The organism is Xanthomonas campestris pv. phormiicola, assembly GCA_025666215.1.
GTDB classification, from domain to species: Bacteria; Pseudomonadota; Gammaproteobacteria; order Xanthomonadales; family Xanthomonadaceae; genus Xanthomonas_A; species Xanthomonas_A campestris_A.
In genome coordinates this window covers 1,220,730-1,241,349 of sequence record CP102593.1, presented here as the reverse complement: position 1 = coordinate 1,241,349, position 20,620 = coordinate 1,220,730, and the positions used below count along the sequence as shown (strand labels likewise).

Genomic DNA, 20,620 nt, shown 5'->3' with positions numbered 1-20,620 from the left:
ACGCTAGCTACCAGCCCGCGACCGCGCCATCGCTGCGCGGGTCGCTGGCGCCGCTCAAGGTGCCGTCGGCCTCGCGTACCAGCGCGCCGGCGTGGCCCATCGCCGAACTGTAGGCGGGCAGCAACTCGACCGCATGGCCTGCATCGCGCAACGCCTGGACGACCTCCGGAGCGAACCGGTCCTCCAGCTTCAACGTGGTGCTGTCCTCGCCCCAGGTGCGGCCGAGCAACCAGCGCGGCGCGCTGAGCGCTTGCTGCAACGGCATGCCGAAACGCGCATAGCGGCTGAACAGTGCCGCCTGGGTCTGCGGCTGGCCTTCGCCGCCCATGGTGCCGTAGGCCATGAGCCGGCCGTCGTCGAAACGCGCCAGCGCCGGGTTGAGCGTGTGGAACGGCTTGCGTCCCGGCGCCAGCGCGTTCCAGCCGTCGGCGGCGAGACGGAAGCTGCAGCCGCGGTTCTGCCAGACGATGCCGCTGCGCGGCAGCACCAGCCCGCAACCGAATTCGAAATAGGTGGACTGGATGCAGCTGACCGCGCGGCCGGCGCCGTCGATCGCGCCGAACCAGACGGTGTCGCCGGCCTGCGAGGGCTGCGGCCACGGCAGCGCATGCGCCGGATCGATGCGTGCGGCCATCGCGTCGAGCGCGCCGGCATCGTCGAGCAAGGCTTGCGCATCCAGCGTCATCCAGGCCGGGTCGCCGATGTGCGCATCGCGCACCAGGAACGCCTGCTTGGTCGCCTCGACCAGGCCGTGCAGGTGCGCGTAGCCGTCGGCCCGGTCGGCGGCCAGGCGGTCGAACAGCGCCAGGATCAGCAGCGAGGCCAGGCCCTGGGTCGGTGGTGCGTGGTTGTACAGGCGCGCGCCGGCGATCGCCACCGACAGCGGCACGCTGGCCTCGGCGCGGTGCGCGGCCAGGTCGCTGGCGCGCAGCGGACTGCCCAGGGCCTGCAGGTCGGCGGCGATGTCGGACGCCAGCGCACCGCGGTAGAAATCGTCCAGGCCGGCCGCGGCCAGGCGCTGCAGCGTGGCGGCCAGCTGCGGCTGGCGCAGCAGCTCGCCTTCGCGCAACGGCCGCCCGGCGGCTTCGAAGATCGCCGCATAGGCGCCGGGCTGCTCGCGCAGTTCGGCGCTCTTGGCTGCGGCGATCGCGGCACCGCCGAGGGTGACCGGCACGCCGGCCGCGGCGTGCTGGATGGCGTCGTCGAGCAGGCGCGACAGCGGCAGCTGCGCGTCGCTGCGCTGCAGCGCCAGCCCCCAGCCGGACACGGTGCCGGCGACGGTGTTGGCCGCGCCCGGACCGCGCCAGGGAATCGCCGCCTGCCCAGCATAGTGCTGCAGCGTGGCCGCCTGCGCGGCGCGGCCGCAGGCGTCGATCGCATGCACGCGGCCATCGGCTTCGGCGATCAGCCAGAAGCCGTCGCCGCCGATGCCGGTCATGTGCGGATAGACCACCGCCAGGCACGCCGCGGTCGCCACCGCCGCTTCCACCGCATTGCCGCCGTCGCGCAGCACATCGCGTCCGGCCTGCGCGGCGAGGTGATGCGGCGCGACCACCATGCCGCGCCGGGAACGCAAGGTGTGCAGCATCAGCGCGGCTCCCGCGACGGCGGGGTCGAACCGATCAGGCCGTCGCGTTCCAGCTGCGCGGCGAGCGCGAACAGGCGATCCTCGCGTCCTGGCGCGGCGATCAGCTGCACGCCCAGCGGCAGCTGCCCCGGGCGATACAGCGGCGCGGCCAGCACCGGGCAGCGCGCCAGGCCCAGCGGCTGGGTGAACACGCCGAGGTTGGCGCGCGCCGACACGGCGGCGCCATCGATCTGGATCGTCTCCTGGTCGATGCGCGGCGCCACGCACGGCGTGGCCGGCGCCAGCAGCACATCGACCTCGTCCCACAGACGTTGCATCGCACCGGCGAACCACACGCCGAAGCGCTGTGCGTCGGCAACCGCCGCCGCCGGCACTTGCAGCCCGGCCAGCAGGCGGTCGCGGGTGGCCGGATCGAACCCGGCGGCATCGCGGGCGAGCGCGGCGCGATGGCGGACCCCGCCTTCGGCGGCGGTGATCACGAAGGCCGCGGCGCGCGCGCGCGGCGCGTCGGGCAGTTCGCGCACGGCGCTGCTGCCGAGGTGGCCGGCCAGCGCCTCCAGGCCGGCGCCGAGCGCAGGGTCGAGATTGCGCGCGAACCAGCCGCCGAGGCGGGCGATGCGCAAGCTGGCGACGGCGCAATCCGGCAGCGGCGCGCCGGCCATCACCTCGTACACCGCGCGCAGGTCGGCGAGCGTGCCCGCGAACGGCCCGGCCACATCGAACGCCTCGACGAACGGAAACACGCCGTCCAGCGGCAAACGGCCATGGCTGGGACGCAGGCCGTAGACCCCGCACAGCGACGCCGGCACGCGGATCGAGCCGTTGGTGTCCGAGCCGAGCGCGAAGGGCACCAGCCCGGCGGCCACCGCCGCGGCCGAACCGCCGGAGGAGCCGCCGGCCAGGCACGTGCGATCGTGCGGATTGCGGGTGGTGCCGTAGTGCGCGTTGACGGTGGCGAAGCCATAGGCGAATTCGTCCATGTTGGCGGTGCCGACCAGCACCGCACCGGCCTGGACCAGGCGCTGCACCAGGACGGCATCGTGCGCCGCGGGGGCCGCATCGGCACGGATCGCGGCCCCGGCGGTGGTCGCCAGGCCGGCGACGTCGAACAGGTCCTTCACCACGAACGGGACGCCGGCCAGAGCCCCGCCATCGCCGCCGCCGGCCAGGCTCGCCTGCACGCGCGCGGCGTCGGCGCGCGCGCGTTCGGGCAGGACCCGGGTCAAGGCGTGCAAGCCGGGGTTGGCCGCGGCGATGCGCTCGAGCGTGCGTTCGCTGCGCGCCTGTGCATGGCCGGGCGTGGCACGGGTGGCGGCGGCAATGGCGGCGATCTGGCCGGGCCCGGAGACGGGTGCCGGCACGGCCGCAGGCCCGAATTGGCGCAGCAGCTGCGCATAGCCGTCGAGCAGCTGCGCGTTGCGCTGGATGCCGGGTTGGTAGGCGTCGGGAATGTGCATCGTGTCTCTCCGCAATTCAGCGCATGGGTCCTGGGGGGCGATGCGGCGCAGGCTGCGTCATCGCACCACGATGGGATTGCCTGGTTGCTTGCGGCGAAGCCTGCACGCGCGGGCGTCGGGCCCCGGCGCCGCGCCGCCCTGCGCCAGCCTCCGGAAAGCAAGGTAACCCGGATCCCCTGCCCGCCACGCCGTTGCGCCTTCGCGGCGGCGCAACGGCAAGCACGCAACCGGCGTGCGCAGCGCAGCGGCTGCCACCCTGCAGCGCGCCGGCGTTGCCGCCCTGCACAGGCCTGGCCGCCCTCACCTTGGCGGCAACGGCGCGCCCACCGACGGCGGGTGCGGCGCGGTCAGGTGCTCGACCAGCACCGCCTCCAGCGCCGCCACGTCCATCTCCAGCACCACCGTCTGCCGCTGTTCGCCCAGGCCCGGCTGATAGCCCGGCGCCCACGACAGCGTGTCGCCATAGCCGGGGCCGAACTCGGTATTGGTGTCGACATAGAGCGTTTCGGTGCGCGTCGCCAGCGCCGGGCGCAACCACACCGCGGTGGCCAGTTCGTCCCACATCGGGAAGCCCGGCTCGCGGCGGCGCAGGGCCTGGCCCAGCGTGGTGTCGGCGGCGCCGATGCGCGCGACCAGGTCGGTGCTCAGTTCGGTGGCGGTGGACGGATCGACCGGCACCATCACCATCTTCTTCCACGGCGCGCGCTGCACGATGCTGGCCGCTTCCGGATCCCAGCGGATGTTGAACTCGCGGCGCGGCGAGTGCACGAACTCGCGCGCGAACTGGTGCGCGCAGACGCTGTCCAGTCGGCGGCGCGGATTGAGACTGCCGCCCATGTACACCAGCTCCTTGGCCAGCGCCGCGAACTGCGGATCCAGCGACTGCGCCAGGGCGAGATTGGTCAGCGGGCCGGTGGCGACGATGCTGACCTGGCCGGGATACTGGCGGACCATGCGCAGCATGAACAGCGCGGCATGTTCGCTGGACGGGCGCACCACGCTGGGATTGCCCAGCGCCAGGTCCGGCACCACGTCATGGGCATGGTAGCGCGGCGAACTCTGCACGGTATCGGCGTCGATCCACTGCTTGGTCCACGCGCCCTTCCACACCAGCTTGCCGTACAACGCTTCCCAGCGTTCGGTGGCGATTTCCGAATTGAGCAGCGGGAACACCGGGCCGGGCAGGACCGGGATATCGGGGCGGCCGGCCAGTTCGAGCAGGCGGCAGCTATGGGCCAGGACCTCGTCGCGCCAGATGTTGCCGCTGACCGCGGAGATGCCGAGCACCTCGACGTCGGGCGCTTGCAGCAACAGCAGTTGTGCGGGGGTGAAGCCGTCGATGTCGTCCTCGAGGATCACGAGGCGCTTGTCGGAAACCGGATGATGCGATTGGGGCATTGTGTCGACCTGATTGGAGTCCCTGTGCCGTCGGCAGAGGGGTTGGCGTGAGAGTGCGGGCGAAACCCCGCGCTGTTTTGCTGCGAGGCTTCGCCCGCACCCTCATCAGCAGCTTCTCCCTTCTCCCGGAGGCAGAAGGGAGAAGCTGCGCCACAGCTTACAGCGCGATCGAGCCGCCGAAGGTCACCATCACCGTGCGATCCTGCAGCAACTGCCAGGTCGCCGCTTGCGCGGTGGTGGCCAGCGAGGTGGTGCTGGAATAGTTCAGCGCCTCGCGGTTGCCGATGTTGAACACGTTGACCTTCAGGTAAGGCTTCTTCAGCCCGCCGAAGTCGTGGAAGTTCCAGCCGCCGTTGAGGTTGACCACCGCAAAGCCGCCCGAGTAAGAACCGGCGGCGTTGCTGAAGGTGCCCCAGATGCCGCTCTGCACGGTGCTGCTCACACTGGCCCAGAACTGGCCCTGCTCGAAATTCACCGAGGCGTAGCCGGCGTTCTTCGGCGCGTTGACCAGCGTCTTGCCCTTGGTCAGATAGGTGACCTTGCCCAGGGTGACGTTGTCCTGCATCTCGCTACTGGTGTGCGCGTAGGAGGCGTAGGTCGACCAGTGGTCGTCGAGCTTGTAGCTGGCCTCGGCGTTGAGCCCGCGCATCCTGACCTCACCCAGCGAGAAGTACACCGGCGCCGAGGTGGTCGGATCCGAGCCGCTGAACTGCTTGTTCTTGAAGTCGCTGGAATAGGCGCCGACCGAGGTGCTCAGGCGCTCGCCGTAGTAACGCCAGCCCAGGTCGATGGTGGTGGCCTTCTCCGGCTCGGCGTCGCTGACCGACAGCGACTTGCCCGATGCCTGCGCATACGCCGCGTTCCAGAAGTCGTACAGCGCCGAGGTGTTGATCGCGGCGCGGTAGGTCTGGCCGACACCAAGATAGAACTGGTTGGCCTCGTCGAGCTGGAACTTCACCCCGGCGGTGGGGGTGAACTTCTTGTAGGTGCGCGAGCCGGAAGCGAACAGGGTGCTGGATGACGGGCTGGTCAGGCTCAGCGCGTTGCCGGCCTCTGGCCAGGTGGAGTACCAGCCCTTGCGGGTGACCGAGGTGTAGGCGCCGCCCAGGCTCAGCGTCCACTGGTCGTTCGGGGTCCAGGTGTTGGTGGCGAAGGCACGGTAGGTCGGCGTGGTCGAGTAGAACTTGTAGGCGATCTTCGGCGTGCCGTTGGCGTTCTTGTAGTAATAGGCGCTGTCGTGGCCCCAGATGTCGGCCGGGTTGCCCTGCGCATCGGCCGGCAGGTAGACGTTGGAGCCCTGCTGGCGCGGACGCTCGGCCAGGAAGCCGTATTCCAGGCTGTCGTTCAAACTCAGGTCCTGCTTGAACTTGACGTGGACGCCCGGGCGGTAGGTGTCGGAGGTGAAGAACACGTAGTTCTTGGCGTAGCCGTAGCTGCCGCCGCCGTAGCCGTAGACGAAGTACGGCACCACCGACAGGTGCAGGGTGTCGCTGAGGGTGAACTCGCCGTCCAGGCTGAGGATGGCGCTGGTGAACGGATTGACCTGGGTGCCGACCCAGTCGCCGGCGCTGCTGGACTGGTAGGACTTCAGGTAGCCGTAGTGATAGCCGTACTGGGCGATCTGCGCCTTGGTCAGGCTGCGGTAGTTGTTCTTGACCTCGCGGTTGTACTGCAACGAGGCGGTGATCGAGTTGCCGTCGTCGATGGTCCACACCGACTTGCCGTCGACCTTGGTCACCTTGGACTGGCCGGCACCGCGCCACAGGTCGGTCTCGTTGTGCGAGTAGGAGAGCCACGAACGCACCGGACCGATGTCGCCGGTGTTGTAGCGCACGAAGGTGCGCTTGTAGTTGTTGCTGCCCAGGCTCTGGCTGATGTCCACGCCGGCGTCGCGGGTCGGATCCACGGTCACCCAGGCGATGTTGCCGCCGGCCGCGCCGATCACCGGCGAGGTCACGCTCGGGTAGCCCTGCTCGACAGTGATGTCGCCCATGTTCTCGGTGTCGCCGTATTCGGTGGCGTACATCTTGTAGTTGCCCGAGTCGTTGATCGGCACGCCGTTGACGGTCACGCCCACTTCGTCGGCCGGGAAACCGCGCACGGTGAAATTGCCGTCGTTGAGACCGGTGACATCGTTGGTGGCGGAGATCGCGCCGGGGATCGAGGCCAGCATCTGGGTGAAGTTGGCACCCGGGGCGGTCTTGAGGATCGCTTCGCGGCCGATCGTGGACACGGCCTTGGGCGCGACCTGCACCTGCATGGCGCCGCCACCCAGCGACAGCGACTGCGCCTTGACCGACACCGCATCCAGCTGCTGCACGCGTTTGGTGGCGTTGGAATTGGTGGTGTTGGAGGTGGTGGTGACGCTGGAACGCGCCGCCGCCGTGGTGTCGTCGGATTGCGACTGTGCGAAGGCGGCGTGGGCCGGAAGACACAGAACGGCGCACACGGCGACAGCCAGTGCGCTGCTATTGACGGGAAGGGCTTTCATTGTGGTGTGCCTGCATGGAGAAGAACGGGTGGATGCAACGGTGGAAACCTGTGTACGGCCTCGGCGGCCATGCCGGACCGGCGCGCGCTGGAGGGCATGGCCGCCCCGGATTGCGCGATCTCCGGGCCTTGCCGCGGCCCGGCGTGCGGAGCTTGTCGCCGGCGCGGCCGGGTACGCGCGCAACGCCGGCGCCGCTCACCCGATAGCCAAGCCCGCGCATCCCGCGCTGCCTGGCATCCGCGCCCGAAGGCACGCCCACCGGTTGCGCATCGCGCCATGCCCGTAGCGCCTGGAGCCCAGCGCCTGGCCGTGCAGCAAGCGCGGCGCCGCCGACGCACCGCCGATCCACCGCGCCAGGTACGGCCCAACGATGCTTCGACCTCATTGGCGCCCCCTCCTCGCACACCGGAAAAAACTCTCAGCCACGCATCAATAGGGACTGCGCAATGCGCGCGTCTCGAACGCGGCGAAGTCGGCTTCCAGTTGCCATTGCAGGCGCGCCTTCTCGCTCGCCTGCAGCAATGCGGCGCAACGCGGGTCGGCCGGGCGGCGCGGCAGCACCGCGGCCGCCAGCGGCGCCGCGCAGGCCGGCGACGGGACGGTTCCGTCCTCCGCCCAAATGCTGTCGCCGGGCAGGAACGCATAGCGCAGCGCGTTGCGCGCGATCTGCTTCAGCGCCGGATAGTCCAGCCCCTGCTCCTGCACCGCACGCTGGTATTCGTGGGTGAGGTCGCTGCGCGACACTCCGGCATCGTCGGTGGACAGCACCAGCGGCACGCCGGCGCGCAGATACATGGATAGCGGATGCTGCACGCCCTTCACCCCGAGAATGACGTCGTTGCTGGTCAGGTTGATCTCCACCGCCACGCGCCGGCGCCGCATCTGCGCCAACAGCGATGGCGCATCGTCCTCGTAGGCGATGTCCACACCGTGACCGATGCGTTGCGCGCCCGCCGCCACCGCCTCGCGGATGTGGAAACCCAGTTCGGCCGGCGGCACCAGGCCCAGGGTCAACTCGCCGGCATGCAGGCTCAGCCGCACCTGCGGATCGCGTGCGGCGAAGAAAGCGAACATGGCCATGTGCGCCCGGTAGTCGGCCAACGCCACCGGATTGTCTTCCGGATCGACGATGTTGACGCCGACGAAGCGCGGATCGGCCTTGACCAGCGCATAGCCCAGCGCGATCTGCGCGAACACGTACGCCTGCGGCATGGCGCGGTCGGCATACGCCAGATAGCGGTAGCTCACCGCGCATCCCGGACGCGCCTGCGCGGTATCGCAGCGCAACCGTTCGCGCAGGCGCGCCTGCACCTGGTCCAATTCCTGGATCGAGGCGGCGACTGCCGCCGGCAGCGCCGGGTCGAGCTGGCGCGATTCTGCAGCGAACTGGCCAGGCTGCCACGGCCGCCGCAACGCGGCCTCGGCCAGCGCCTTGGCCGCGCTCGGATTGACGATCAATTCGACATAGCCGACATGGTCGCGTGCCGCCTGCTCCAGCACCGCCGCCAGTGCCTCGACACGGCGCTGGCCGAGTGCCTGGAACTTGCCGAAGGTCGAAAAGAAACGGTCGTGTCCGGAAAACTGTGGCTGTCCTGCCACGAAATTGCGCATCGACAGCGCATCCACCGTGCGCGCATACAGCGCCGGATCGCGCGCGGCCAGCCCGCGTGCCGGCGCCTGATCGGCGCCGCAGGGCGGCGCCCGCAGCCTGTAGTCAGCCAGCGACACGCAGTCGCCGTCCTCGTCGGCCCAGCGCAGGAAGTCCTCGGCATAGACGCTGCCGCTCAGGTGATTGTGCAGGTCGCCGCCCTTGGGCATGGCCTGCAGGAAGCTGCGCAGCCGCGGTGGCTGCAGGCGCAGCGCGCGCAGCTGCGCCGCCACGGCGGCCTGGCGTGCCGCAGCACCGCCAGCGACCGGCGCGGCGTCGGCGCCGGCCAACGCCGCGGCGCTCAGCAACAGCGCCAACGCGAACCGGACCATGCTTGAGGCGTTGCTGGAGACGCACATCGTTGCCCTTTGCTGGAAGGAATGACGGAATCGGTCGGCGCGCATCGGCAGCTGCGGCGCGCGCCGGGACATGTGCGCTGGCGATGGCGGCCGCATGCCGGCTACAGCGCGTAACGCAGCACGAACAGCGCCGCGATCACCCAGGTCGCGACATGCACCTGGCGCCAGCGTCCGCTGCCCAGCTTGAGCGCGGCATAGGCGATGAATCCCAACGCCAGGCCATCGGCGATCGAATAGGTGAACGGCATCGCCAGCGCGGCGAGCGCAGCCGGCAGCGCTTCGGTCAGGTCCTGCCAGTCCACTTCCACGATCTCGCGCAGCATCAGCGCGGCCACATAGATCAGCGCCGGCGCGGTCGCGTAGGCCGGCACCATGCCGGCCAGTGGCGAGAACGGCAGCGCGAGCAGGAACAGCGCCGCGATCACGAGCGCGGTCAGCCCGGTACGCCCGCCGGCCTGCACACCGGCGGCGCTTTCCACGTAGGCGGTGGTGCTGGAGGTTCCGAGCAGCGAGCCGGCGAGGATCGCCGTGCTATCGGCGAACAGGGCGCGATCGAACTGGCGGCGCTGCTCGGGCCGCGCCAACAGCCCGGCGCGCTGCGCCACGCCGGTGAGCGTGCCGGTGGCATCGAACACCTCCACCAGCACGAACACCAGCAGCACGTGCAGCAGCGCACTGACGCCGCCGTGCTGCAGCAACGCGCCGGGCACATCCAGCTTCAGCAGGGTCGGCGCCAGGCTAGGCGGCCATGCCATCAACCCGGCATAGCGAACCTTGCCCAGTACCAGGCCGGCCACGGTCACCGCCAGGATGCCGAGCAGGATCGCGCCGCGGACCTTGCGCACATCGAGGATGCCGATCAACACCAACCCGGCCAGCGCCAGCAGCGGCTCGGCACGGTGCAGATCGCCGAGCGTGACCAGGGTCGGCGCGCTGGCCACCACCAGCCCGGATTTTTGCAGCCCGATGAAGGCCAGGAACAAGCCAATGCCGGCGGCGATGCCGCAGCGCAGGGCCTGCGGAATGCCATCGACCAGCCAGCGTCGCGCCCCGCTTACGGTCAACAGCACGAACAGGCAGCCGGACACGAACACCAGGCCCAGCGCCTGCGGCCACGCATAGCCCATCCCGCCGACCACCGAGAACGCGAAGAATGCGTTGAGCCCCATGCCCGGCGCCAGACCGATCGGATAGTTGGCGATCAGCCCCATCAACAGCGACCCCAGCGCGGCCGCCAGGCAGGTCGCCACGAACACCGCGCCGCGCTCCATGCCGGCGCTGGCGAGGATGTCGGGATTGACGAAGACGATGTAGGCCATCGTCAGGAAGGTCGTGGCACCGGCCAGCACTTCGGTGCGGACCGAGCTGCCGTGCTCGGCCAGGCGGAAATCGAGCAGCCGCTTCATCGCCCTGCAACGCCTGGGCGCCCCTGCCGGCCGCGGCACGCGGACGGGCGGGCGAAGACAACGACCATTGCAGGAGGCACCGCTGAAGGCGGGGGAAGCACGAACGGCATGGGCAATCCGAATGCAAAGAGCGGTGCAAAAAACCGGCCGCAGCGAGCGACGGCCGGCATCAGGACCCAATGTCGTCCCTGCGCAAGCGCCAGAACATCGGAAGGAACTACAGCTGGTGGTTCTATGTTGCGATCCCCAACGCCGTGATAGGCGTCGCATTGCAGACCGACTCTAATAAGGTCTGCCGAACATATTCAATCAGCATTTTTTCACACGCGCATTGCAAAAAACGCAACATGACTGCAACCCAGCGCGTATTCCGGGCCGATGACCGCGCCGCGGTGTGGCTCAGGTCGGTGCGCCCGCCGCATGACCAACCTGGCCGCACTGTCCCATCACCCCCGCCCTCCTGTGCGATGCCGGGGGCAAGACCATCGGTGCCGGGACAGGACCGCAGGCGACACGCTAAAGTGGCCGGGCGAGGCAGCATGGAAACGGGGGAGGAATCTTTGCGCAATCGGGTTTCCGGGCGGCAGGACTGCGGTCCTGCACATGTGCCGCTGCTGGTGCGTTCGACCTCGCCGGCGCACTTCCTGGCCGCGCTGCTGCTTGGCGCCTGTCTGCAACACCTGCTCGACCTGCCCCTGCCGCAGGGCCGCGCGCTGGCATGGATACAGATCGCCGGCGGCATCGGCGCCGGCGCCGGATTGCTGTTGGCGCTGGCCTGTTTCGTGCTGTTCGCGCAGCTGCGCACCACGATCCTGCCCGAACGGGCGCCGTCCGGCCTGGTGCTGCGCGGCCCGTACCGCTACAGCCGCAACCCGATGTACGTGAGCCTGGTGCTGAGCTATGCCGGCCTGTGCGTGCAGATCGGCTGGCCGTGGGCGCTGCTGTTGCTGCCATTGCCGCTGCTGGCGCTGCAGCGGGTGGTGATCCCGTTCGAAGAGGCGCGCCTGCGCGAGCGCTTCGGCAGTGCCTACGACCGCTATTGCGCGCAGGTACGGCGCTGGCTGTAGGCCGCACTGCCCGGCGAATGGGATGCGTCGCGCTGGATCGGCACGGCCCCGGCATCTCGCCAAGGTTTCGTTGCCGGCGCGACTGGATTTGTGGGATCGACGCTGGCTGGGCTTGGGCCATCCGTCGCGACAGGCCTCCGCGGTAACGCCGGTCGCGACTGAAGTCGCTCCCACACTAGCTGCGCCACCACCAGAACGCGGCGGCGGCAGCAACCAGCAGCGCCAACACGCCCCACAGCCACGCGCCAGGGCGGTCGCCACCGGCCACGGTCGGGAGCGTCCCGGCCCGCGGCGCGTTGCGGTCGCGGTAGTGTTCGACCAGTTCCTTGGCCTCGCGCAACTGCATGCCCGGATGCTGCTCGCGGGTCAGCTTGATCGCCTGCAGCAGCTGGCCCTGCCCCAGCGCCAGCAGCGCCGCCGGCGGCAATCGCTCCGTCTCTTCCGCCGTCGGTGCCACCGCCGCGGGCGGCGCGACGCTGGCATGCCGGCTCAGCATCTGCGCGACCGTCTGCGAGGCGCCGGCCTGCAGCCACGCGTCCACCTGCTGCTTGGCGCTGCGCAGGTCCATGCCGCTCTGCGCGCGCAACAGCTTGATTGCCTTGATGATCTCGCCGCGCGCCAAGGCCTCGGCGATGGCGGGTGACGGATGGCTCGGGTTCATGTCGCAGGCGCTGAGATGAAGACGCCGCAGTCTTGCCGTTCGCCGGTTAAGCCACCGTTGCAGCGCGGCGGCCTGAGCCCCGCGTTCATCACGTGTCCATCATTGGAATCCCATAAAGATCGCCTCATGAAGATCGAAATCTGGCAAGGCGACATCACCGAACTGGACGTGGACGCCATCGTCAACGCCGCCAACGAATCCCTGCTCGGTGGCGGCGGCGTGGACGCGGCGATCCATCGCGCCGCCGGCCCGCAGTTGGTGGAGGAATGCCTGCGTCTGCCGGAGTTGAAGCCCGGCGTGCGCTGCCCGGTCGGCGAGGTCCGCGCCACCGCCGGCTACCGGCTCAAGGCACGCCATGTGCTGCACACCGTCGGCCCGGTGTGGCGCGACGGCGCCCACGACGAGCCGGCGCTGCTCGCCAACTGCTACTGGCGCTCGCTGCGCCTGGCCGAACAGATGGGCCTGCACTCGGTGGCGTTCCCGGCCATCAGTTGCGGCGTCTACGGCTATCCGCTGCACCAGGCCGCGCGCATCGCGGTGGCCGAGACCGACGCCTGGCAGAAGGCGCACGCCGTGCCCAAGCGGATCATTCTGGTCGCCTACAACGACGCCACCGCCAAGGCCTACCAACAGGCGCTGCGGTCCGTGCAGTACACCAGCGCCGCGGCCTGACTCAACCGAGCGGCGGCTTGCCATGGCACCGCCTGCGGGCGCGGCGGCCGTCCTGGATCTGCGCTTGCGCGCGCCTCTCCAGGTTCTAGCGGTTCCCTCGGGCGTTTCTCCTCGAGCGTACCGAACCGCGCTGTCGGGATTTTCCTGACAGCCTGCCAGGGACCGCCGCAGGTATTCGCCGTGGCGCTCAGATTTGCTCAGACTGGTCCGTGGCGGGAAGGCTAAATTGCGCTGGCCTTCACACTAACGCCGCCTTAACACCATGACGATTTCCTGCCGCCTGCGTCCGAGCGCGCTGGCGAATGCCCTGTTCGCGCTGCCCTGGGCTGCCAGCCTGGCCCTGACCCTGACCTGCGCCCCGGCGCTTGCCCAAGACGCCGCTCCCGCGGCCGGCCCATCGGCCACTGCGGCGGCACCGATCGCGGTGCAGGGGATCCGCGTGACCGGTGTCGGCGAGCATCCCCGGCAGGACATCGGCGCGCAGCGCCTGCAAGCGCTGGCCGACGCACGCCTGCGCGCACTGAGCGGCGGTTCGCTGCCGGCCCAGCTCGGCTTCGCCCAGTTGCAGCAGATCGCCGACGCGCTGACCCAGGCCTATCGCCAGGCTGGTTTTCTGGTCGCCCGCGCCTACCTGCCGGTGCAGACCCTCGGCCCCGATCACGTGGTCGAGATCCGCGTCGCCGAAGGCCGGGTCGGCAAGATCACCGTCGAGGGCGCGCGCCGCTACGACGACCGCCTCATCGCCAGCCCGGCGCTGGCCCTGCAGGGCCAGATCCTGCGCCAGCAGGACCTGCAGTCGGCGCTGCTGTACGCCCGCGACCTGCCCGGTGTCTCCGTCACCTCCGTGCTCAAGCCCGGCGCGCAACCCGGCGAGACCGACGTGGTGATCCAGGCCAGCGAAGACCGCCCGCTGCAGGTCAGCCTCGGCGCCAGCAACTACGGCACCGAGAGCATCGGACGCTATCGCGCCCAGCTCGGCGTGGACTGGAACAATCCGCTCGGCCTGGGCGACCACTTCGCCGCCAGCTACGCCTATGCGCTCGATCCGGCCAACACCTGGCAGGGCAGCGTCGCCTACCAGGTGCCGATCGCCGACGTCCCGGGCCTGGGCGTCAGCGCCGCCTATACCCGCAGCCTGGTCGATCTGAACACCGGTGCGTTCGCCGCGCTGGACATCCAGGGGCCGACCGAGCAGACATCGCTGGGCCTGGACTGGAAATTCCGCAATACCGATGCCTGGCGCATGCAGGGCTGGCTGCACCTGGTGCAGGAAAGTTCGCGCATCCAGGGCCTGGGCGTGCTGCTGTCCAAGCAGAAGTTCGACGTGGTCGAACTCGGCGCCTCGTTGCGCCACGACGATCGCCAGCGGCACGCGATCGACCTGCTGCAGCTCAGCGTGCGCGGCTCCCTCGACGACGACTCGCCGCGTACCGACTACCTGTACGCCGAGCACGACCGCCACTTCCTGGTCGCGCGCCTGGCCTACACCCGCCTGCAGGGCCTGAGCGCCACCCAGCGCCTGCAGCTGCGCCTCAACGGCCAGTACAGCGACGACACCCTGACCCCGCTGGAACAGTTCTCGCTCGGCGGCCCCACCAGCGTGCGCGCGTTCGCCCTCGGCAGCGCGCTGGGCGACCGCGGCTTCGACTCCAGCCTGGAATACCAGGTCGACGCCCCGGGTTTCGCCGGCGCCGCCTCGCCGTTCGGCGGCCGCCCCTGGAGCGAACTGCTGACCGCCAGCGTGTTCTACGACTACGGCCGGGTCTACCCCAACGGCGCCAACCGCGCCGTGTACGACGCCGTCACCACGTTCCAGGGACCCGGCGTGGGCCTGAACTTCCGCCTTCCCCACTGGCATGGGCTGGCCTTGGACCTGGCCGCGGCCAAGCCCAGCGGCGGCACCGCCCCGGCCGACGGCAAGAACGTCCGCTACTGGGCCCGTTTCGGCCTGACCTTCTGATCTGGGGACCACCATGAATCGCATCTACCGCCTCGTCTTCAACCGCAATCTCGGCGTACTCCAGGTCGCCTCCGAAGCCGCCACCGGCCATGCCGGCGGCGGCCTGCGCGGCGCCGCGCGCCTGTCCGCGCCGCTGCTGCCGCTGGCCCTGGCCTGGGCCCTGGCCGCACCCGCGCATGCGGGCGGACTGCCCTCGCTGTCCGCCGCCAGCGGCGCCACCGTGGCGCAGAACGGCAGCACGCTGACCATCGACCAGAACGCGGCCAAGGCCGTGCTCAACTGGAACAGCTTCAATGTCGGCAAGGACGCCAGCGTGGTGTTCGTGCAGCCCTCCAGTTCGGCGGTCGCGCTCAACCTGATCGACGCCGCGCATGGCGCCAGCAGCATCGACGGCAGCTTGCGCGCCAACGGCAACGTGTTCCTGATCAACTCGGCCGGCATCCTGTTCGGCAGCAATGCCAAGGTCAACGTCGGCGGCCTGGTCGCCAGCTCGCTCGGCCTGGCCGAGGACGACGACAACGCCTACGTGCTCGCGCGCGGCGACCACGCGGCGGCCAGCGTGGTCAATCGCGGCAGCATCGCCGCCAGCGGCGGCGGCTCGGTCAACCTGGTCGGCAACCACGTCGCCAACAGCGGCGCGATCGCCGCCGACAACGGCGCCATCCGCCTGCTCTCCGCCGACCGGGTCAAGGTGACCATGGACACGGCCGGCGCGATCGGCCTGCAGCTGGTCGCCGCCGCCAGCCAATCCGTCGACGGCACCGAGGCGGCGGTGGAGAACAGCGGCCGCCTGCGCGCCGGCGGCGGCCAGATCCTGTTGCAGGCGGCCAGCAGCGGGCTTTCCGACCTGCTGATCAACAACACCGGCACCATCGAGGCCTCCGCCATCGACAGCTCCGGCGGCAGCGTCAGGTTCGTCGCCAACGGCGGCGCGATCGCCAGCAGCGGCAGCATCGACGTCTCCGGCAGCAGTGGCGGCAGCGTGCAGCTGCTCTCCGATGCCGCGGTCAACGTGAGCGGCCGCATCGATGCCAGCGGCACCACCGCCGGCGGCGGCATCCGCATCGGCGGCGGCTACCAGGGCGGCGAGAACCTGCTGCAGGCCAGTTCGGCCACGGTCGCCAGCGACGCGGTGCTCGATGCCAGCGCGACCGGCGCCGGCAACGGCGGCTCGATCGTGGTCTGGTCCAACGGCCACACCGCCGTGCACGGATCGCTGGCCGCCAACGGCGCCGGCAACGGCGACGGCGGCCTGCTCGAAACCAGCGGGCACACGGTGGACTTCTCGGGAATCGCGGTCGCCGCCAAGGCCGCCGGCACCGGCGCGGCCGGGACCTGGCTGGTCGACCCGGAAGACCTCAGCGTGGACAGCGCCGCCGCCAGCACCATCGGCAGCACGCTGGACGGCGGCACCAACGTCACCCTGATCACCACCAGCACCACCGCCAGCGGTCCCGGCACCGTGAGCAGCGGCGGCAGCGGCGACATCAACGTGAACTCGGCGATCAGCTGGAGCGGCAACACCACGCTGACCCTGGACGCCTACCACGACATCAACGTCAATGCCGCGATCACCGCGACCGGCAGCAACGCCGGCCTGGTGTTGAACTACGGCGGCTACACCGCCAACGGTGCCGCCGCCAGCGGCACCGATTACAACGTCAACGCTCCCATCACCCTCGGCGGCCGCAATGCCCAGCTGAGCATCAATGGCGATGCCTACACCCTGCTGCGCTCGCTGGACGACCTGCAGAACGTGGTGGGCAACACCGGCAACTACGCCCTGGCCGGCGACCTGGACGCCAGCGGCACCAGCTACGGCTCGCCGATCATGGCGCGTACGGCCTCCGGCGAGTTCAGCGGCACGTTCGCAGGCCTGGGCCACACCATCAGCAACCTGAGCATCGACTCCGGGAACTATTACGTCGGCCTGTTCGGCTATGTCGGCACCGCGACCATCCGCGACCTCGGCCTGGTCGACGCCTCGGTCTCCGGCAGCAATTACGTGGGCGCCCTCGCCGGCACCAGCCGGGCCACGCTGAGCAACGTCTACTCCACGGGCAGCGTGACCGGCGGCAACAACGTGGGCGGTCTGGTCGGCTACAACTCGGGCCAGATCACCGGCGCGCACTCGGCCAGCAACGTGAGCGCAAGCAGCGATACGTCCGGAGGCCTGGTCGGCATGAACGACAACGGCGTGATCGAAGACTCCTACGCCAACGGCAACGTCACCTCCAACAGCGCCAACGTCGGCGGCCTGGCCGGGCGCAACGCGTACGGAACGATCAGCGGCTCCTACGCCACCGGCAGCGTCACCGGCAAGAGCTACGTCGGCGGCCTGGTCGGCTTCAACGACAGTTACGGCGTACTGACCAACGTCTACGCGACCGGCAACGTCGTAGGAACCGCCTACATCACCGGTGGCCTGGTCGGCATGAACTACCAGGGCACCATCACCAATGCATACGCAACCGGCAGTGTGTTGGCCCCGACCTCGGTGGGCGGACTGGTCGGCGTCAACAACCCGGGTTCGCAGAGCACCGCGTCGAGCAGCATCAGCGACAGCTACGCCACAGGCGCGGTCAGCGGCACCAACAATGTGGGCGGGCTGGTCGGCGCCAATACGGGCAGCGTCAGCAATGCGTATTGGGACATCGACAGCACCGGCCAGGCCAACGCCATCGGCAGTTCCGGCGGCAGCACGGCCAATCTGACCAGCATCGCCAGCGGCGGGCGCTACAGCCACAGCAGCTACGGCACTCTCGGCACCTGGTCGCTGGTCGATGGCACCAGCGACGTCTACGTCGCCACCGACGGCAACGGCAGCGCGGCCTGGATCATGATCGAGGGGCAGACGCGCCCGTTCCTGGCCAGCGAGTACAGCACGACCATCGCCAACGCCCACCAGCTGCAGCTGATGGCCTACAACCTGTCGGCCGGCTACACCGTGTCCGCCGACATCGACGCCAGCCAGACCTCCGGCAGCAACGCCAGCGGCATGTGGAGCGGCGCCGGCTTCGATCCGGTCGGCGATGCCAGCAATGCCTTCAGCGGCAGCCTGGACGGACGCCACCACACGCTGAGCGGCCTGACCATCGCCCGCAGCAGCGAAAATTACGTCGGCCTGTTCGGCGTGACCGGCAGCGGCAGCAGCATCCGCAACCTCGCGTTGACCGGCAGCAGCGTGTCCGGAACGGCCTATGTCGGCGGGCTGGTCGGCCAGAACGCCGGCAGCATCAGCGCAGCCTCCGTGGAAGGCAGCATCGCCGGCACGGGCAACTTCCTCGGCGGGCTGGTCGGCTCCAACAACGGCGGGGCGATCTCCGGCGCGCATACCAGCGGCAGCGTCCTGGGCAGCGGCAGCGCGTACGGCAACAACTATGTCGGCGGACTGATCGGCAGCAACAACGCCGGAGCGGTGTCCGCTTCCTACTCGACGAGCACGGTCGCCGGCGGCAGCACCGTGGGTGGATTGGTCGGCAACGACTATCAGGGCACCTACGACGATGTCCGCGCCACCGGCAGCGTGAGCAGCAACAGCGCTTCTACCGGCAACAACGTCGGCGGCCTGATCGGCAGCGCGACCCAGAGCAGCATCCAGAACGCGCATGCCACCGGCGACGTCACCGCGACCACGGCGAGCGCAGGCGGCCTGGTCGGCCTCGCCGCGTCCAGCAGCATCCAGAATGTCTATGCCAGCGGACGCGTCTCCGGCACCAAGAGCATCGGCGGATTGGTCGGACGCAGTTCCAGCACCACGATCCACAATGCATATGCGACCGGCGCGGTGACCGGCACGACCTACGACACCGGCGGACTGGTCGGCGGCATGAGCGGCGGCAGCATCGAATCGGCCTACGCCACCGGCGACGTGTCCGGCGGCAGCGAGGTCGGCGGGCTGGTGGGCTACAACGCATCGGCAACCCTCAGCAGGGTCTACGCCACGGGCGCCGTCTCCGGCGACGACTACATCGGCGGACTGGTCGGCTACAACGACAAGGGCAGCATCGCGACCGCCTACGCCACCGGTACCGCGACCGGCGACATGTATGTCGCCGGGCTTACCGGCTACAACTACAACGGCACCATCGCCAACACCTATGCCAGCGGCAATGTCGCCGGCAATGCGTATGTCGGCGGCCTGGTCGGCGTCAACTACCACAACACCATCAGCGACTCCTACAGCACCGGCAGCGTGTCCGGCAGCAGCGCGGTCGGCGGCCTGGTCGGCTCGAACTCCAACGGCACCATCGATGCGAGCTTCTTCGCCACCACCGACGCCAGCGGCAATGCGATCAACGCCGGCCTGAACGTTGCCGGCAATGCGGTTGGCAGCATCGACGGCTACAGCGGCGGCAAGACCTGGAACCAGCTGACCACGTTGTCCACCTTCACCGATGCCGGCTGGAACATCGACGACGAAGGCGGCACCGGCCTGAGCTGGCGCATCTACGACGGCGACACCACCCCGTTGCTGCGCAGCTTCCTGAAGTCGCTCACCGTCACCACCGACGTTTCCGGCGCGGACAAGACCTACGACGGCGCGGTCGCCAGCGGCACCGCGTCCGGCTACACCACGTCCGGCAACGTCGACAGCAGCCTGCTGTTCGGCTCGTCGCTGAGCTACTCGACCACCGGCAAGAATGCGGGAACCTACTCGAGCGGCAACGGCGGCCTCGCCCTCGGCGGTCTGTATTCCAGCCAGCAGGGCTATGACATCGGCTATTCGTCGACCGGCAGCATCACCATCGCCCAGGCGTCACTGACGGTGACGGCATCCGGCGGCAGCAAGACCTATGGCAGCACTGCCAGCCTGAGCGGCTACACCGTGTCCGGTCTGGTCGGCGGCGACGCGGTCTCCGGCGTCACCCTGGGCAGCACCGGTGCGGCAGCCACCGCAGGGGTCGGCAGCTACGCCATCACCGCCTCCGGCGCCGCTGGCACGGGCCTGTCCAACTACGTCATCAGTTATGTCGATGGCAGCCTCCGCGTCGATCCGGCCACCTTGCGCATCGTCGCCAGCGACGCCGGCAAGCGCTACGGCAGCACGCTCGACCTGAGCGGCTACAGCGTCTCCGGCCTGGTCAATGGCGACACGGTGTCCGGCGTCAGCCTGAGCAGCGCCGGTTCCGGCGCCACCGCGGGGGTCGGAAGCTACGCCATCACCGCCTCCGGCGCCACGGGTGCGGGCCTGTCCAACTACGTCATCAGTTATGTCGATGGCAGCCTCCGCGTCGATCCGGCCACCTTGCGCATCGTCGCCAGCGACGCCGGCAAGCGCTACGGCAGCACGCTCGACCTGAGCGGCTACAGCGTCTCCGGCCTGTTCAACGGCGATGCGGTGTCCGGCGTGTCGCTGAGCAGCCCCGGTGCGGCTGCCGGCGCCGCGGTCGGCCGCTATGCCATCACCGCGTCCGGCGCCACCGGCACCGGGTTGTCCAACTACGTCATCGACTACGTCGATGGCGTGTTGACCGTGCAGGCCGCGAGCGGCGGCGAGACCAGCCCCGGCATTGCGCTGGGCAATGCGACGGTGCAGGAGATCAACAACTCGGTGGCGGCGAGCGCCTGGAGCGGCGATGCCGGTTCGGCACTGCCGAGCGACCCACAGGCCACCGACGAAGCGGCCAGGGAACTGGCGGCAAGCGCGCAGGCCCAGGGCGGCGGTGGCGCCACGTCCGGCAACGCATCGATCATGATCGTCGACGGCGGCGTTCGCGCGCCGGCATTGGCCTGCAGCCAGGGCGCGTCCACCGTGCCGGCGGAAGCCTGCGTCATCCAGCAATAGCCGATGCCGGCCTCAGGGCGCCCGGTTGCGGCGTCCTGGGGCTTGGCACCGTCATTGCGGCGCTGGGATGGCCGCTGTTCGCCGAACGTTCGAAGCGTGCCGTGCAAGCACGCCTTATTTGGCAA

At 69.7% G+C, this 20,620-nt stretch carries 11 protein-coding genes; 4 read left to right on the top strand and 7 right to left on the bottom strand.

Annotation, left to right across the window (positions count from 1 at the left end; genetic code table 11):
- Positions 1-7 precede the first annotated feature (7 nt).
- The 6 genes from NRY95_05040 to NRY95_05015 all read right to left on the bottom strand — a co-directional run bounded on the left by NRY95_05040 (position 8) and on the right by NRY95_05015 (position 10,347).
- Positions 8-1,588 carry a gamma-glutamyltransferase family protein gene (locus NRY95_05040; protein ID UYC17332.1) on the bottom strand — a complete coding sequence of 527 codons (1,581 nt, stop codon included), beginning with the start codon at positions 1,586-1,588 and terminating at the stop codon, positions 8-10.
- Complete coding sequence (locus NRY95_05035; protein ID UYC17331.1) at positions 1,588-3,045, bottom strand: AtzE family amidohydrolase; 1,458 nt, start codon at positions 3,043-3,045, stop codon at positions 1,588-1,590. Before NRY95_05035 ends, NRY95_05040 begins: the two co-directional genes overlap by 1 nt.
- Before the next feature lie 300 nt (positions 3,046-3,345).
- On the bottom strand, positions 3,346-4,443 hold the full coding sequence (locus NRY95_05030; GenBank protein UYC17330.1) for a nucleoside hydrolase: 1,098 nt from the start codon (positions 4,441-4,443) through the stop codon (positions 3,346-3,348).
- Between the two features lie 157 nt (positions 4,444-4,600).
- Positions 4,601-6,934, bottom strand: a complete 2,334-nt coding sequence (locus NRY95_05025; protein UYC17329.1) for a TonB-dependent receptor — start codon at positions 6,932-6,934, stop codon at positions 4,601-4,603.
- Between the two features lie 429 nt (positions 6,935-7,363).
- Complete coding sequence (locus tag NRY95_05020; GenBank protein ID UYC18507.1) at positions 7,364-8,752, bottom strand: adenosine deaminase; 1,389 nt, start codon at positions 8,750-8,752, stop codon at positions 7,364-7,366.
- 290 nt (positions 8,753-9,042) lie between these two features.
- Positions 9,043-10,347 (bottom strand): NCS2 family permease, encoded by a 1,305-nt coding sequence (locus NRY95_05015; protein ID UYC17328.1) that lies wholly within the window; start codon positions 10,345-10,347, stop codon positions 9,043-9,045.
- 560 nt (positions 10,348-10,907) lie between these two features.
- Here NRY95_05015 and NRY95_05010 point away from each other — a divergent pair.
- Positions 10,908-11,414 carry an isoprenylcysteine carboxylmethyltransferase family protein gene (locus NRY95_05010; protein ID UYC17327.1) on the top strand — a complete coding sequence of 169 codons (507 nt, stop codon included), beginning with the start codon at positions 10,908-10,910 and terminating at the stop codon, positions 11,412-11,414.
- 175 nt (positions 11,415-11,589) lie between these two features.
- On the opposite strand, the gene NRY95_05005 is transcribed toward NRY95_05010, so the two are convergent.
- A complete protein-coding gene (locus tag NRY95_05005) occupies positions 11,590-12,075 on the bottom strand; it encodes a hypothetical protein (protein UYC17326.1) in 486 nt (161 codons plus the stop codon).
- Between the two features lie 126 nt (positions 12,076-12,201).
- Here NRY95_05005 and NRY95_05000 point away from each other — a divergent pair, with 126 nt between their 5' ends.
- The 3 genes from NRY95_05000 (at position 12,202) to NRY95_04990 (ending at position 20,495) form a co-directional block, all read left to right on the top strand.
- Complete coding sequence (locus NRY95_05000) at positions 12,202-12,747, top strand: O-acetyl-ADP-ribose deacetylase (protein UYC17325.1); 546 nt, start codon at positions 12,202-12,204, stop codon at positions 12,745-12,747.
- 262 nt (positions 12,748-13,009) lie between these two features.
- Positions 13,010-14,707, top strand: coding sequence for a BamA/TamA family outer membrane protein (locus NRY95_04995; protein ID UYC17324.1), 1,698 nt, complete (start codon positions 13,010-13,012; stop codon positions 14,705-14,707).
- A 13-nt stretch (positions 14,708-14,720) separates the two neighbouring features.
- Positions 14,721-20,495 (top strand): filamentous hemagglutinin N-terminal domain-containing protein, encoded by a 5,775-nt coding sequence (locus tag NRY95_04990; protein ID UYC17323.1) that lies wholly within the window; start codon positions 14,721-14,723, stop codon positions 20,493-20,495.
- The last annotated feature ends 125 nt before the right edge of the window (positions 20,496-20,620 follow it).